The 15637-nt window shown below is 62.3% G+C and carries 11 protein-coding genes and 1 pseudogene; 2 read left to right on the forward strand and 10 right to left on the reverse strand.

Annotated elements, in window-relative coordinates:
* Positions 1-46 precede the first annotated feature (46 nt).
* The 5 genes and pseudogenes from PEP31012_RS00825 to PEP31012_RS00845 all read right to left on the reverse strand — a co-directional run bounded on the left by PEP31012_RS00825 (position 47) and on the right by PEP31012_RS00845 (position 5648).
* Positions 47-790 (reverse strand): thiamine pyrophosphate-dependent enzyme, encoded by a 744-nt coding sequence (locus PEP31012_RS00825; RefSeq protein WP_246171088.1) that lies wholly within the window; start codon positions 788-790, stop codon positions 47-49.
* Complete coding sequence (locus PEP31012_RS00830) at positions 774-1931, reverse strand: IS30 family transposase (RefSeq protein WP_150587476.1); 1158 nt, start codon at positions 1929-1931, stop codon at positions 774-776. The genes PEP31012_RS00825 and PEP31012_RS00830 overlap by 17 nt, the downstream gene beginning before the upstream one ends.
* Positions 1932-1992: 61 nt before the next feature.
* A pseudogene (locus PEP31012_RS00835) lies at positions 1993-2817 on the reverse strand (acetolactate synthase large subunit); the annotation flags it as partial.
* A gap of 94 nt (positions 2818-2911) precedes the next feature.
* Complete coding sequence (locus tag PEP31012_RS00840) at positions 2912-4135, reverse strand: CaiB/BaiF CoA transferase family protein (protein WP_150587478.1); 1224 nt, start codon at positions 4133-4135, stop codon at positions 2912-2914.
* 58 nt (positions 4136-4193) lie between these two features.
* Complete coding sequence (locus PEP31012_RS00845; RefSeq protein WP_150588015.1) at positions 4194-5648, reverse strand: aldehyde dehydrogenase family protein; 1455 nt, start codon at positions 5646-5648, stop codon at positions 4194-4196.
* A gap of 787 nt (positions 5649-6435) precedes the next feature.
* On the opposite strand from PEP31012_RS00845, the gene PEP31012_RS00850 reads away from it, so the two are divergent.
* On the forward strand, positions 6436-7836 hold the full coding sequence (locus tag PEP31012_RS00850; RefSeq protein ID WP_150587479.1) for a GntP family permease: 1401 nt from the start codon (positions 6436-6438) through the stop codon (positions 7834-7836).
* 335 nt (positions 7837-8171) lie between these two features.
* The gene (locus PEP31012_RS00855) at positions 8172-9101 is read left to right on the forward strand and encodes a helix-turn-helix domain-containing protein (protein ID WP_150587480.1); all 930 of its coding nucleotides are present in this window, start codon (positions 8172-8174) and stop codon (positions 9099-9101) included.
* Between the two features lie 254 nt (positions 9102-9355).
* Here PEP31012_RS00855 and PEP31012_RS00860 read toward each other — a convergent pair whose 3' ends face one another.
* From PEP31012_RS00860 to PEP31012_RS00880, 5 genes are all read right to left on the reverse strand, one after another.
* Entirely contained in the window at positions 9356-10786 is a 1431-nt protein-coding gene (locus tag PEP31012_RS00860; protein ID WP_150587481.1) for an NAD-dependent succinate-semialdehyde dehydrogenase, read from the reverse strand.
* Between the two features lie 18 nt (positions 10787-10804).
* Positions 10805-11857 carry an alcohol dehydrogenase gene (locus PEP31012_RS00865; protein WP_150587482.1) on the reverse strand — a complete coding sequence of 351 codons (1053 nt, stop codon included), beginning with the start codon at positions 11855-11857 and terminating at the stop codon, positions 10805-10807.
* Positions 11858-11904: 47 nt separating this feature from the next.
* A complete protein-coding gene (locus PEP31012_RS00870) occupies positions 11905-12795 on the reverse strand; it encodes a transporter (RefSeq protein ID WP_150587483.1) in 891 nt (296 codons plus the stop codon).
* A gap of 252 nt (positions 12796-13047) precedes the next feature.
* Positions 13048-14649: a flavin-containing monooxygenase gene (locus PEP31012_RS00875; protein WP_150587484.1), complete on the reverse strand. Its 1602-nt coding sequence runs from the start codon at positions 14647-14649 to the stop codon at positions 13048-13050.
* A 41-nt stretch (positions 14650-14690) separates the two neighbouring features.
* Positions 14691-15593 carry an alpha/beta hydrolase gene (locus tag PEP31012_RS00880; RefSeq protein WP_150587485.1) on the reverse strand — a complete coding sequence of 301 codons (903 nt, stop codon included), beginning with the start codon at positions 15591-15593 and terminating at the stop codon, positions 14691-14693.
* Positions 15594-15637 lie beyond the last annotated feature (44 nt).

The following is a 15637-nucleotide window of genomic DNA, read 5'->3' on the forward strand; positions in this document are numbered from 1 at the left end:
GCCACGCCTCGGGTGGAATCCGCCACTTGCGGCGGGCAACGCCTCATCAAATCAGCAGCTCGATCAGGAATGGCCCGTTTTGACGGAAGCTCTGCCGCATCAGATCGGCGCACGCTTCGAGCGTCGTGGCACGCGCGGCTTCGACGCCCATGCCGTTCGCCAGCTTGACCCAATCGAGATCGGGATTCGACAGATCGAGCATGCCCATGGCCGTCGGCCCGGGGATGGCCCCGACGTTCTCGTATTCGCCGATCAGGATGTTGTACTTGCGATTACTGAGCAAAATCGTCGTACACGGCAGTTTTTCGCGCGCTTGCGTCCACAACGATTGAAGCGAATACATCGCCGAGCCGTCAGCCTGCAGGCTGATCACTCTTCGCGAGCCCCCGCAGGCGACCGCGGCACCGGTCGCCACGGGAAGGCCGTCGCCGATAGCGCCGCCAGTGAGCGGCAGCCAGTCATGCGGTGCCGCTGCGTGGGTGAACTTGTAGAAGCCGCGTCCATACGAGATGCTTTCATCCGACACAATCGCGTTTTCCGGCATCAAGGCCGCGAGGGTTTGGGCAAGACCTTCCGGCGTCGGCGCGCCGCTGCCGGCTTCAGCGCACGGCCCGGCACCCGGCATCGCGACAACCGGCGCATCAAGCGCTTCCGCCAGGGCGCGCAGGGCCGCCTCCGGGTCTTGATCGACGCGCGACAGCGTGTGCAACTGCGCGCCGCTGGCGTACTGCGTCGAGGGTTTGCCGGGATACGCGAAGAACCCGACGGTAGGTTCAATGAGTCGCTGCAACAGCCTCGCATAGTTTATCGGCCGGAGACATGAAGCCCAATGTCTTTCTGGGCCTTTCATTGAGCCGCGCTGCGATCTTGTTCAATTCCGCCTGCGAGTATTGATCAAGTTGCGTACCGTGCGGCAAGTACTGACGCAGGAGTCGGTTCGTGTTTTCGTTGGTACCACGTTGCCAAGGACTTCGCGGGTCGCAGAAGTAGACCTTCACGTCCGTCGCGATCGTGAAGTCTTTGTGGTTCGCCAGTTCCATGCCGCGGTCCCAGGTGAGCGACTTGCGTAGATGCTGCGGCAACCGCTTAACCTCGCGCTTCAGGCCCGCCACAACGCTCACCGTGTCTTTTCCCTTTACCTTGACGATGATGGTGAACCTCGAGCGTCGCTCGACCAAAGTGGCGACATGAGTATTGTTGGCGCCACTGACGAGATCTCCTTCCCAGTGACCCGGCACCGCACGGTCGGCTGCTTCAGGCGGTCGCTCGTGAATCGAAACCGCGTCAGCAATCTTATTGCGAGCGCCCTTCGTGCTGGACGAGCGTGAGTGACGCATCTTCCGCTGGGTCCGCAAGTGATACTGCAGTTCCTTCTTCAGAACGCCGCGCGCTTGCACAAACAGGCTGCGATATATCGTCTCGTGAGACACGCGCATCGCCTCGTCATCGGCATATCGGTTCTTAAGCCAACCGCTCACTTGCTCTGGAGACCATTCGCGGCAAAGCTTACGCTCGACCGCATAGCGCAAGCGCCGGTTCTGCTCCAGAAGGCAGCGTTTGGGTCGCAGAGCAGCCTGCAAGGCTCGCTCATCCGCTTCCAGAGCTCGATAGTGGCCCGTTCCGCCGTTACGCGCAATCTCACGGGAAATCGTGGAAGGCGCGCGGTTCAACTGGCGGGCAATCGCTCGAATTGAACGTCCAGCCGAGACACCACGCGAGATCTCTTCACGTTCACTCAAGGTTAATGCCCGCAACGACCGCTTACGAGCAGCAGGGGTGTACCCTCCGCATAGTCGGATCACGCCGTAGATCGAGCCTGCAGGCTTGCCTAGCGCCTTCCCGATACCAAGAAACGATTCACCTGCCCGCCACCGCCGCCAAACCTCGGACTTGCCTTCTGGCGACAACCCCGGCCGTCCCATTTGTGCCATTCGTCAACCCTCCCTCATTCGATATTAATAGGAAGGTGTTGCAACGATCGATTGAACCTACCACTGGCGGCTTCGCATTGACGAGAATGATGTGCTGGAACGGTGCCAGCACTTTGATCGCCTGGTCGATGTTGTACGGCACGCGTTCGACCGGCAGACGACCCCGTCCACGCGCGATGCGTCCATTCACATATTCGTACTTCAGCGTCGCGCCCGTTGCGCTGGCAATTCGCCACGCCTGCGCCTGGACCGTCGGATGCGCGCAGCCCCCCCCCAGGAGAATCAACACGTGCTTCTCCTGGCGCAGAATTCGCGCCGCGTTTTCGACGGCGAACGGGTCGATGGCCGGGGCGGCCGGGACCGGAAGCGCGCGCGCGGCGACGCCCCCCGCATCCCACGACGTATCGGACGGCAGGATCAGGGTGGTGATCTGTCCCGGCGCGGTGCGGGCAGCGGCCACCGCGGCCGCCGCGTCACGGCCGACATCGGCGGCGTGCCGGCTGGTGCGAACCCAGTGCGATACGGCGCCCGCGAGCCCGGCGGTGTCAGCGGTCAGCGGTGCGTCGTAGGGATAGTGATACGTCGCCTGATCGCCCACGATATTGACGATCCCGCTATTTGCCCTGCGCGCATTGTGCAGGTTGGCCCAGCCATTGGCGAGGCCCGGCCCGCAATGCAACAGCGTGCTCGCCGGCTTTCCGGCGATGCGATAGTAGCCATCCGCCATGCCGGTCACAATGTTTTCCTGAAGGCCCAGCACGCAGCGCATGCCGGGAATCTGATCCAGGGCAGCGACAAAGTGCATCTCACTGGTGCCCGGGTTGGCAAAGCAGGTGTCGATCCCTGACTCCAGCAGTGTGGTGACCAAACTTTCAGCGCCGTTCATTCTGTACTTTCTCCGGTTCAACAATGTGCGAGTCGGGGTGCATGACAACACTTCACCAACGCGCGATTCAACACGATCCAGGACAACACTCCCGCTATATGACCGAGTCCCGGCGCAGCGCCTGAATACGTTCATGGGTCAGGCCGCCAAGCGATGCCAGCACCTCATCCGTGTGCTGGCCCAACGTGGGAGGTGGTGTGTCGTAGCCCACCGGCGACGCGGACATATGGATCGGGCTCGCCACGCTCGGGACCGTCCCCGAAAGGGGGTGCGGGATATCGACCTTCATTTTGCGATGCTTGACCTGCGGATGTTCAAACGCTTGCGCGATGCTATTGATCGGGCCGGCAGGTACGCCTTTCTCATTGAACTGCGTCGTCCATTCTTCGACGGTTCGTGTGGACATGACTTTCTGAAGCATCGGAACGAGGGTGTCGCGGTGCGTCACGCGCGCCGCGTTCGTAGCGAACCTCGGATCGATCGCAAGATCGAGACAGTCCGCGATCTCGCAGAACTTCCCGAACTGACTGTCGTTACCGACGGCAATCACCATTTGACCGTCCCTGGCATCGAAGACCTGATAGGGAACAATATTCGCGTGCGCGTTACCCTGGCGCTGCGGCGTCTTGCCCGAAACGAGGTAGTTCAGGTTCATGTTGGCCATGGTGGCGACCTGAACATCGAGCAATGCCATGTCGATGTACTGCCCTTTGCCGGTCGTCGCGCGCTGTGTTATGGCCGCGAGAATGGCCACCGTCGAATACATTCCGGTCATGATGTCGGCGAACGCCACGCCGACCTTTTGCGGTCCGCCGCCGGGGCGCTCGTCGCTTTCACCGGTAATGCTCATCAGGCCGCCTATGCCCTGCACGATGAAGTCGTAGCCGGCGAGCGAGGCCAGCGGCCCGGTCTGTCCGAACCCGGTCACCGAGCAATAGATGAGACGCGGATTGATCTCGCGGAGGTCTTCATACGACAGGCCATATCGGGCCATGTCGCCGACCTTGTAATTCTCGATGAAGACATCGGCCTGCGACGCCAGCTTGCGAATGATGGCCTGGCCTTCGCTGTGCGCGATATTGAGCGTGACCGACTTTTTTCCGCGATTGGCGGCAAGGTAGTAGGCAGCCTCGCCGGTGGGATTGCCCTGCGCATCCTTGAGGTAAGGCGGCCCCCAACCGCGGGTGTCGTCTCCGGTTTCGGGCCGTTCGATCTTGATCACTTCCGCGCCAAGATCCGCCAGCGTTTGACTGGCCCAAGGTCCTGCGAGCACTCGCGACAGATCGAGTACGCGTACCCCGGTTAGTGCTTTGGACATCTTCCGTCTCCTGATGGAACCTGTTCGATGATTGCGGTCGTGTTGCTGATGGCACACGTCACTGATGCGTGCCGGTGGAGCCCGCCCAACCCGAAACAGCCTTGACCTCCAGGAATTCCTCGATGCCCCAGACGCCGCCTTCACGGGCGCGTCCCGATGCCTTGATGCCGCCGAAGGGCGAGCCCGGGCCGCGCGGTCTACCGTTCATTTCGACCATCCCGGAGCGCAGCCGGCCTGCGACGCGATTGCGCTTCTCGCCGTCAGTGGACTGCACATAGTTCGCGAGACCATACGGCGTGTCGTTGGCGATGGCGATCGCTTCCTCTTCGCTGTCGAACGGCAGGATCGAGAGCACGGGTCCGAAGATCTCCTCGCGGGCAAGGGCCATCTGGTTGTTAACATCGGCGAATACGGTTGGCCGGACGAAGTAGCCGGTGGCATGTCCCTCGGGCCGACCCAGGCCACCCGCGACAAGCCGTGCCCCCTCGCCAATGCCTTTCTCGATCATCTCCTGCACTTTCAGGAACTGCGCTTCGGAGGCCAGCGGCCCCATATGCTTGCCGGGCGCGTGAGCCGCATCGACGCAAACGCGCTCCGCAATCACGCGCGCTTCATCGACGACGCGCTCATAAATGGCGCGCTCGACCAGCATGCGCGTAGGGGCGTTGCAGCTCTGCCCAGTGTTCTTGAAGCAATGGAGCACGCCGCGTTTGACCGCATTGGCATCCGCATCGGCAAAGATGAGGTTCGCCCCCTTGCCGCCGAGTTCGAGCGCCACACGCTTGAGCGTGTCGGCGGCGGCTTTCGAGATGGCGATGCCGGCGCGCGTCGAGCCGGTGAAGCTGATCATGTCGACGTCGGGATGCGAAGAAAGGCGCGCGCCAACGCCGATGCCGTCACCGTTGACGAGATTGAACACCCCCTTCGGGAAACCGGCTTCATCGACGTACTCGGCAAAGAGCATCGACGAGAGCGGTGCGATTTCCGATGGCTTGAGCACCGTCGTGCATCCCGCCAGTAATGCCGGCACGACCTTGAGCGCGACCTGATTCATCGGCCAGTTCCACGGGGTAATCAGTCCGGCGACGCCGATCGGCTCCATCAGGATGCGATCGTCGGGGGCATGCGGCCCTAGGGGGCGTTCGAACCGGAACTCGCGAAACGCCGCGATGAAGTTCCTGATGTGATAAGCCCCGGCGCCGACGTGATCGGACAGCGCCATGTCGATCGGCGCGCCCATTTCCATACTGATCATTCGCGCCATTTCGGCGGCGCGTCGCTCATAGATGTCGAGAAGCCGCTCCACTCGCTGAAGACGGTCGGCGGGTTCGGTGACCGACCAAGTCTCGAGTGCCTGCCGGGCAGCCTTCACCGCACGATCGGCGTGCGCCGCATCGCCGATGGAAATGACAGCGCAAGGCTGTTCGGTCGAGGGATCGATCACAGGGAGTTCGCGGGCGTTCTCAGGTGCTACCCACTTCCCTTCGATATAAAACTGTCTCTTATCAAGCACGATTTCTCTCAGTCTTCGGATGCAGAACAGTTGGGCTTTCGGACGACTTCCGCACGTATGCAATGCAGATCGGGAACCGGAAAGTGTCAATGACTGAACGGTAAACCGACTGATCGGCTTTGTAAATAGGGATATAACGTTGTCTATAGGATAATTATTCAGGGTTTTCCCGAGGAATATCCGACCTCCGCCCCCTAGCGAGTCAGCGAACACTTGGCGTGGAATCCGCGCTACGCCATCCACCAAAAAATTATCCTATGGGTAACTCAATAACCCTATTTACAAAAAAGGGAGTCCGTTTACCGTTTGGTCACTGGGACTTGTCGTGCCTCGAACGGCATCACGCGTTCGGCTTTCCAGCCTGCTGCAATGGGTCGATGCGCTGCGCGGATACGCTCAGGCAGGATTCGTCGCTCGGAGGCATTCGCTTGTTCGCGGACGCAAATTCGGTCCTCCGGGCACGCGTCGCCCTTTGTCGTGCGGCTCTCGCATGGGACGCGGATTTCGCGAGCAGACATCGGCGGATGAGCCTGCGTCGCGATCAATCTCTGGAGGGAACTGCCGTCATGGCGTTGAGACTTTTCGACCGAGACGAAACGAGGCGTTTCGTGCCGAAGTGCCCGGCGTTCTGCGCGCGTCCATGCCGGCGCGCGGGGAGCACCGCTGCGACAGACGGATGTGACCGCATTACCAGCGGATTGCGGAGTTCTTGATTCGTTGTACATAACACGGCGACTGGCGCAATGCCGGCGGCCGATATCACTCGAAGATAGAGGTGGAGACTTGTATGGCCCTGATGATTGTCCTTTGTTCGCTGGCTTTTCTGATGCTGGCCGCCTACCGCGGCTATAGCGTCATTCTCTTTGCGCCAATCGCCGCACTAGGCGCCGTGTTGTTGACCGAGCCCTCGGCCGTAGCCCCCGTGTTTTCAGGCATCTTCCTGGAAAAGATGGTGGGCTTCGTCAAGCTCTATTTCCCCGTGTTTCTGCTGGGCGCGTTGTTCGGAAAAGTCATCGAGTTATCGGGCTTTGCGGCGGCGATCGTCGCGGCCGCGATTCGCTTTATTGGCCGATCGCGTGCGAATGTGGTGATTATCGCCGTGTGCGCACTCCTGACGTACGGTGGCGTGTCAGTGTTTGTCGTCGTATTCGCGGTGTATCCGTTCGCGGCGGAGCTGTATCGACAAAGCAACATTCCAAAGCGACTCATGCCTGGCGTGATTGCGCTCGGCGCTTTTTGCTTCACGATGGATTCGCTTCCGGGCACGCCGCAAATTCAGAACATCATTCCGACCACGTTCTTCAAAACCACTGGTTGGGCTGCGCCGACGCTTGGCACGGTCGGGTCGATCTTCATGCTCATCGTGGGCCTGATCTATCTGGAATGGCGCCGCAAAAGCGTGATGGCGAAGGGCGAAGGCTACGGTAGCGCGCTCGTGAACGAACCGGTTCGCATTGAAGAGAATGCGCTGCCCAATCCCGTGCTCGCGATCATGCCGCTCATACTGGTGGGCGTCGCAAACTATCTGTTCACGAAATGGATTCCGCACTGGTACGGCGCGTCTTATACCGTTGCGCCGCACGTACTCCCCGGCGTTCTCGCTCCGGTGACCACATCGATCAAGACCGTGACTGCCATCTGGGCCGTCGAGGCAGCACTGATTCTCGGCATTGCGTTTGTGGTCATCTCGGCATATCGACGTGTTATCCCCGCGTTTGCCGAGGGCACGCGGGTCGCAGCGGGCGGTGCGTTGCTGGCGGCGATGAATACGGCATCGGAGTATGGATTCGGCGCGGTGATCGCAGCATTGTCGGGCTTCGTCGTCATCGGCGATGCGCTCAAGAACATTCCCAATCCGCTCGTGAATGCCGCCGTATCGGTGAGTACGTTGGCCGGCATTACCGGATCCGCCTCGGGCGGCATGAGCATCGCACTTGCCGCCACCTCGGAAATGCTGATCAAGAACGCACAAGCCGCACACATTCCGATGGACGTATTGCATCGTGTCGTTGCCATGGCCAGCGGCGGCATGGACACGCTGCCGCACAACGGCGGGGTGATCACGCTGCTGGCGGTGACGGGGCTGACTCACCGGCAGTCGTATCCCGAAATCTTCGCCGTGACGCTAATCAAGACGATTGCGGTCGCGTTCGTGATTGTTGTCTATTACGCGACCGGGCTGGTCTGAAATTCGCGTAAGTGGCCCAAGGGTTGGCGGTGCAGAAGCAGTTGATCAAAGCACTTCACGTTGAGCAGTACCGTCTTGCCTGGGCAACCGGCTACGACCCGCGGCGGCGCGCGCACCGCGCTGCGCGTTTTCACGCTGGCAATGCGCCGCCGCATGGGTTTCACCAACACGCCGCCTCAAAAATGGGGGGCGATTTACCTTCGAAATTTGTGCTTCTTTAAAGTGCGCGGCACGGCGCCTCGACGCGGGTAGGATTTCCCCCGATGACGGTCACTGCCCGCGTGGAGGACAATCAGAGTTTAGCTTAAGCCATCCGTACACTGGAGACGCGGCTTGTGGGCCAACTGATTGCACCGGATGAAGTGCCCCTCTGGATACCCGGCGAGTTGACGCTCAATAGCGCGACAGCCGGATGGGAGCACGTGGCGCTCAAGGGCTATCGTTATGGCTCGCTCGACGTCGCCATTCCGTCCATGCGCGACTACATGATCGTCAGCTACAAAGGCAGCGATGCCATGATGAGCCGGCGGGCCGGTGGTCCCTGGCGCAGCGAGCAGGTCGGGCGCGGCGTGTGTTCCCTGCTGACCCGCGGCGAGTCGTCGCAGTGGAAGTGGGACCGCCCGATCGACGTCACCCACATCTATGTGGCACAGACGGAGTTGTGCCGTGTCGCAGAGGACGTCTTCGAGCACAGCATCAGTGACGTCGGAATGGAAGACTGCGTCCGCGTCGAGGACAGCATCCTGCCAAGCCTGGCGTCCGCCTTCGAGGAGGAGCTGACGAGTGGCGGCCTTGGCGGAAATCTCTATCGGTCTGCCTTGGTGAATCAGCTTTGCATCCACCTGCTGCGCCGCTATGCCAAGGCTCGCGTGCGGGAGGTGCCGTTGGCGGTTCGCATGGCCGATTGGCAACGCCGACGCTTGGTCCAGTTCATCGAGGACAACCTGGACCGCAATTTCAAGCTCGAAGAAATGGCCGGGGAGGTTGGCGTCAGCGTCTCCGGGCTGATCCGCAAGTTCCGCGCAGAGTTCGGCTGCTCCCCCCATGCCTACGTTTTGCGCCAGCGCCTGGAGCGGGCTCGGCAACTGCTCAGCCGTCCAGTGGCCACGCCCCTGAAGTGCATCGCGACGGACTGTGGCTTTTCCGACCAAAGCCATCTGGTGCGCCACTTCAAGCGCGCGTTCGAGCAGACACCTGCGGATTACCGCAGCACGGTCACCGGGCGCCCCCTACCGCCGCCCGAGCCCGACCCGCAGAGCCGATAGCGGGCCGGCATCGGTGGCTTACCGCCGCCACCACGGGACTTTGGAGCGCCCTTTCCGTGATCGGAGTCCCCGGTTCAATGCCGGGACGACCGTCGACAGGCCTGATTCGCGGGGCGCAGAACCCGCTGTGATGTGGCGAGACCAAGTCGGTAGCCACCAGCCGCGAGCGTCAAGCCACGCGTTTGATCCCGTGGACTTCAACTGCAGCCAGTGATGCCTACGGTCTCTGCCTCCGCTCGGCGGCGGCCTGCCCTTCAGTTGAGTTGCGACACAAACTTTGTGGTCAGGTAGCCATCGAAGGTTTCGCTGCCGCCCTCACTGCCATAGCCACTGGCCTTCACGCCACCAAACGGCGTCTCGGCAAGCGCCAGCCCGATGTGGTTGATGGACACCATGCCGGCATCCAACCCGCGAGAGACCTGATGGGCGTTCTGCAGCGAGCTCGTGAACGCATAGGACGCCAGGCCGAAGGGCAGACTGTTCGCGCGTGCGAGGGCCTCCTCCATCGTCTTGAATCGCACAATGCCGGCGATCGGGCCGAAGGGCTCCTCCGTCATGAGCCGCGAGTCGTCAGGAAGGTCGATCATCACGGTCGGGGCAAAGAAATTGCCCTCACCCGGTAGGCGCCGCCCGCCAGTCAGCACCTTGCCGCCGCGATGGCGTGCGTCGCCGACGAAGCCCTCCATCGCCGTGACGCGACGGCCCTGTGCCAATGGCCCCATCCGGCTCGCCGCGTCCAGGCCGTCACCCACCTTCAGGGCTTCAGCGCGCCCAGCAAAGCGTTCAACGAAACGGGCGTAGGCACCCTCCTGCACGTAGAAGCGCGTAGGGGAGATGCAGACCTGCCCCGCGTTGCGGAACTTGAAGGCCGCGAGCACGTCCGCTGCCCGGTCGATGTCTGCGTCGTCACAGACAATCACCGGCGCGTGACCGCCGAGTTCCATCGTACTGCGCTTCATCATCGCCCCGGCAAGCGCGGCGAGCTGCTGGCCCACCGGGGTGGAGCCGGTGAAAGACACCTTGCGGACGATGGGCGAGCGGATCAGGTACTCCGAGATCATGCCGGCGTCGCCTGACACCAGGTTCAGCACGCCGGGCGGCAAGCCTGCGTCATGGAAAAGTTCGGCGATTGCGAGCACCGAAGCCGGTGTGTCGCTGGAGCCCTTGAGGATAACGGCGCAGCCCGCGCCGATTGCGGCGACCACTTTGCGAAAGGCTTGGCTGAACGGGAAGTTCCAGGGCGAGAAGGCCACGCAAACGCCGATAGGCTCACGCAGCACAGTCTGCTGCACGCGGGGATCGCGAGGGGGAATCAGCCGGCCATAAATGCGCCTGCATTCCTCCGCATGCCACTCGGCATGTTCGACGCAGCTCGTGACTTCGCCCACGGCTTCGGCCAGGGTCTTGCCTTGCTCGAGGGTGAGGTTGCGGCCGATCGCGGGCGCCCGTTCGCGGATCAGACCGGCGACCTGGTTCAGCACCTGGGCACGCTGCAGGGCCGAGCTAGTGCGCCAGGCCGAGAAGGCGCGCTCTGCTGCCGATAGCGCCAGGTCCAGATCGGCATGCGTGGCATGCGGCAGGTGGCCAATCACCTCATTGCTGGCCGGGCTCAGGACCTCCTGCTCACGGCGCCCCGCACCGTTCAGGAACTGCCCATCGATGTATAGGCTGAGTTGGGGGTACATAACGGTTCTTTCAAAAGTTCACGGCAGCAGCACGGCACGGCCGATCACTTGGCCGCGGTGGAGGTCGTCAATCACTTGGCTCACCTGGCTCATCGGGCGGCGCGACACGGGGATGGACTTCATGCCGGTGCGCCTCACCAGGTCGACAAGTTCGCGGAGCTCGGACAGGGTGCCCACATAGCTGCCCTCGATACACAGCGGTCGCAAGGGGATCGTGGCCAGCGGCAGCGTGAGCTCGCCGCCCATCAGCCCGCAGATGACGATGTGTCCGCCGCGCCGCGCGCTTTGCATCGCCAGCGACACGGTGGCCGATGAGCCCACCAGATCCAGTATCTGCCCCGCCCCGCCCTGGGTGGCTGCGATGAGTTGTTTCGCGGCATCCACAGCCTTCCCATCCACTACCGCGAGCGCGCCAGCGGCCAGCGCGGCTTCACGCTTGGCGGGATCAATGTCGACCACAATAGCGCCCTGCCCGCCTAGCGCGCGCAACACCTCGATGGCCATCAGGCCCAAGCCTCCCGCACCGATGATGACGACCGGCTCATGGTGGATGCCGTCACCCAGCTTCCGGATCGCGCTGTAGGTGGTTACGCCGGCGCAAGCCAGCGGTGCGGCCTCCGCGTCGTTCAGGCCGTCGATGTCGACCAGGTAGCGGGGGTGAGGCACCAGCACGTAGTCGGCGAACCCGCCTGGCCTGGCCACGCCGAGGGGGCGGCTCTTCAGGCAGATGTTCTCGTCGCCGCGCAGGCAGGTCGGGCATTCGCCACAGCCGATCCACGGGTGGACCACGAAGCGACCGCCCAGCTTCACGTCGCCGGCGCCCTCGCCCGCGGACACCACCTCGCCACAGATCTCGTGGCTGAGCACAATGGGAGGCGTGATGCCACGATCTGACAGGTTCAGCCGCTTACCGCCACCGAGGTCGTAGTAGCCCTCCCAGATGTGCAGGTCGGTGTGGCACAGACCCGCAGCCGTGACCCGTACGAGTACCTCGGTACCCGCGGGTTTGGGCACGTCTTTCTCGACGAGCTCCAGCGGCTGGCCGTGATGCATGACGCAATAGCAGCGCATGGTGTGTATCTCCTTCAATTCGGCAGATTTCAGATTCGAATGCGGCGTCAGAACAGCGTCAGCAACCGCAGGTTGACCTGGTTGTTGATCTTGAAACCTTCGCGCACCTTGATGTCACGGCCGTAGGTCGCGATCAGCTGAACGGTGGGCGCCACAAACCAGGCCGCACCGACATTGAATTTGGTGGTGACCTGCCGGTCGCCCTGATTCACCCCACCCAGTTCAGTTTCCCCGCCAAAGGTATGGAACAGGCCGACGCGCAGGTCCAGCACCGGGGTGAGCTGATAGCGCAGATGGGTCTGGAACTCGTACAGCGCTTTCTGTTTCAGCGTGGTCGCGCCACCCTGGCCGTCGTTCGCGTCGGTGTTCTTTCCGAACAGCGTGACGTCGCCGGCCAGATCCCAGATGACGCGAGGTGCCAGTTCCGTGCTGTAGCCGGCTTGGAGCGCGAACTTGTAGCGGTGCTCGCCGAGGCTAAGGGGTTGGTTACGGTCGTAAGTCCCGGTCGGCAGCCACAGGTAGGGGGTGATAGCGAAATGGGTCTTGTCGCCGGGCCTGGTGAACCAGAACGCGGACGCGAGGATCAGGTCACCTACACCGCTCTTCGAGCCCAGCGCGGAGATGTCGTCCTTGGCGCTCAACCGGCCGAACGGCAGCAGGAATTGCGGATCGATGATGTGGCCACCGACGTCCATGAAGTGCACCCCGCGCAGGATGCCGATATCCGAGTCGAGCCTCGGATGGATGGGCACTTGGCTGCCCTTGCTGTAAAGCTCGTCGCGCGTGGCATGTTGGCCATAAATTACCAGCGCGTTGGTGCCGCCCGGCAACGCAGTGTAGTCACCGGCATCGAGGTCGACGGCGCTTGCGGGCGCAGCCAGCGTCAGCGCCAGAAAGGCGACAGCCAGTGCGGCCAGTTGCTTGGAAGCTTGTTTCAAGATTTGTCTCCTAATTTTTTTGTCATGCTTCACCGCAGGGCGCAGGTGAAAGGATTCGAGAACTGGGGGCGGCTCCGAGGTATGGACGCAGCGCGGCGAGCGCATTCGACGCGAAAGGCTAGGCAAAGGGACGACAGTCGCCCCCCCCCCCTGCATCGATGAACGTGTGGGGTACCCGCACCGCCCCGCTGAAAGGGCTGCGCGCCTGCCGCAGCCTCTGTTCAGCGCGTGGAGCCCAAAGCGGGGAGATGTCTAGCGTTGGTCGAGGGCGAACCCTTCGTAGCCGGCGCTACGGACAGCCTCGAGTTGCTGTCGGTAGGCACCAAGTCCGGCCATGTAAAACATGACCGTGCTCTTCTTGCCGGGGATGTTGGCGCCGAAGATCCACGACTCAACCTTCGGGAAGAGCGTCATGTTGGCAATGTCCAGACAGGTCTTCGTCCAGCTCTCTTCGGCCTGCCGGGTCGGCTCGAGGGTGGCGAGCTTCGAGTGCTCGACATGGCGAATCGCGTCCCCAATCCACTGAACCTGCGCTTCAATGCTCGGTGGCAGGTTGGTGAACGGGCCGTTGGGCCCGAGGATCATGAACATGTTCGGGAAACCGTGCGTGGACAACCCCAGATAGCTGGTAGGCCCCTCGGCCCAGTGGTCGTTGATGTGCCGCCCGCCGCGACCGCGCAGATTCATCGAGCGGTAGTTGCCGTCCACCGCGTCGAAACCGGTGGCGAAAACCAGCACATCAAGCTTGTGCTCGACGCCGTCGGCCGTCAGCACCCCGTTGGACGTGATGCGCTCGATCGGGTTCTCCTTGATCGAGACCAGGCTGACGTTGTCGCGGTTGAAGGTCTCGTAGTAGCCCTCGTTGCACAGCGGGCGCTTGGCATACAGGCCGCTCGGCGTGAGCTTGCGGGCCGTCTCGGGATCCTTGACGATTTCCTTGATCTTCGAACGGATGAAGGCGGCTGCGGCCTCGTTGGCATGCGGGTTGGTTGCGATGTCGCAGAAGGTGCCAAACATGAACCGGAAGCCGTTGCCCTTGTCCCAGTTCTCCTGAAAAATGCGATCCCGCTCGGCCTCGGAGACCTTCATCGCCTCGATGCCGCTCTCCTGGAAGCCGAAGGCGACCACGGAATTGCGCACTTGGTCCCAGATTGCATCGAAGTTCCTCTTGGTCTCGGCGACCTCAGCGGCATCGACCGGGCCGTTGCCGGACGGCACGCAATACTGGGGCGAGCGTTGGAACACCGTCAGATGGCCCGCCATATTGGCAGCGGCAATGATGAACTGGGTGCCGGTGGAGCCGGTACCGATGACGCCAACGCGCTTGCCGGTGATGTCCAGATCCTCGGGCCAGGCATTGGTGTGTACCATCCTGCCGGCAAAGCTGTCGCGCCCAGGAATGTCAGGGATATTGCTTTTGGCGAGCAAGCCAAGCGCCGTCACCAGGTAGCGGCAGGTGAACGCCTCGCCGGTGCTGGTGCGGATCTGCCAGCGCTTGCGCTGCTCGTCGAACACCGCGCTCGTCACCTCGGTATTGATCTGGATGTCGCGGCGCAGGTCATACCGGTCGACGACGTGGTTGAGATAGGTCTCGATGTCGGCCTGTTCCAGGTAGCGGGTATTCCAGTCCCATTCCTGAAGTAGGTCCTTGTCGAAGGAATAGCGGTAGACGAAGCCCTCCGTGTCGGACTTGGCGCCGGGGTAGCGGTTGAAGTACCAAGTTCCGCCTACACCGCCGCCCTTCTCGAACGCACGGGTCTTCAGCCCGAGCTCGTTGCGCAGTTTGTGCAGCATGTAGATGCCGCCAAAGCCGCTGCCAATGACGATGGCATCGAAGTTTTGCTCGTTGTCCATGGTGTTGTCTCCTGTAATCATTTTTTAATCGCGTGCGCCGCTCAGCTGCGCTTGAACCACTGGGCTATGCGGCGCAGTTCGTCGTCTGCCTCGGGGGCCCGGCCTGCCAGAAACGGGAAGACATGCTGCATGCCGTCAACCACGGACAAGGTGACGTCGACGCCGGCCGCCTTGGCAATGCGCGCTAGATCCTGCGCGTTATCCAGTAGGGTTTCGACCGCGCCGGCATTGATGTAGAGGCGCGGGAAGCCGCGGAAGTCTGCTTTCAGGGGGTTGGCAAGGGGGTCCGTGCGCGAGCCCTTCTCGCCGAGGAACATGCCCGACATGCCCTCAAGCACGGCCTTGCTGACCAGAGCGTCGGTGGCCGCGTTGGTCTGCAAGGTCTTGCCGACGTGTTCCATGTCGAGCCAAGGGGAGAAGGCGATGACCGCAGCGGGCAGTGCCACCCCATCCTGGCGCAGTTTCAGCACCGTCGAAATGGCCAAGTTGCCACCGGCGGAGTCACCGCTGGTAATGATGTCGGCCGGCTTGAAGCCGCGCGCCAGCAGTTCTTTGTAAACCGCCGTCGAGTCCTCGATCTGGGCCGGAAAGGGATGCTCGGGCGCACGCCGGTAATCAATAACCACGGCCGTCACGCCCAGTTGCTTGGCCAAGTGCCCGACGAGCTTGCGGTGGCTATCGGTCGATCCCACGGCAAAGCCGCCGCCGTGGGTATAGAGGATGACCTGCTCGGTATTGGCGCCTTCCGGCAGCGTCCAGATGGCATCGATGCCAGAGAGCCGGGCCGACTTATAAGTCACGCCCTCCGGCTCGAGTGTCGGCTGGTGCCACTCGTCAAACAGGCTGCGCAGGTCGGCAATGGTCAGACCTGGGTTGGCTGCCATGCGGTCCGACCACGACTGGTACAGCGCCCTCAAAAAATCCGATTGGGGTGAGATTCCCATGCTTGTCTCCGTCTGTTGTCATGTGGGATGACTCAATGGTCGGA

The sequence above is a fragment of the Pandoraea eparura genome, from assembly GCF_902459725.1.
Taxonomy (GTDB): Bacteria; Pseudomonadota; Gammaproteobacteria; order Burkholderiales; family Burkholderiaceae; genus Pandoraea; species Pandoraea eparura.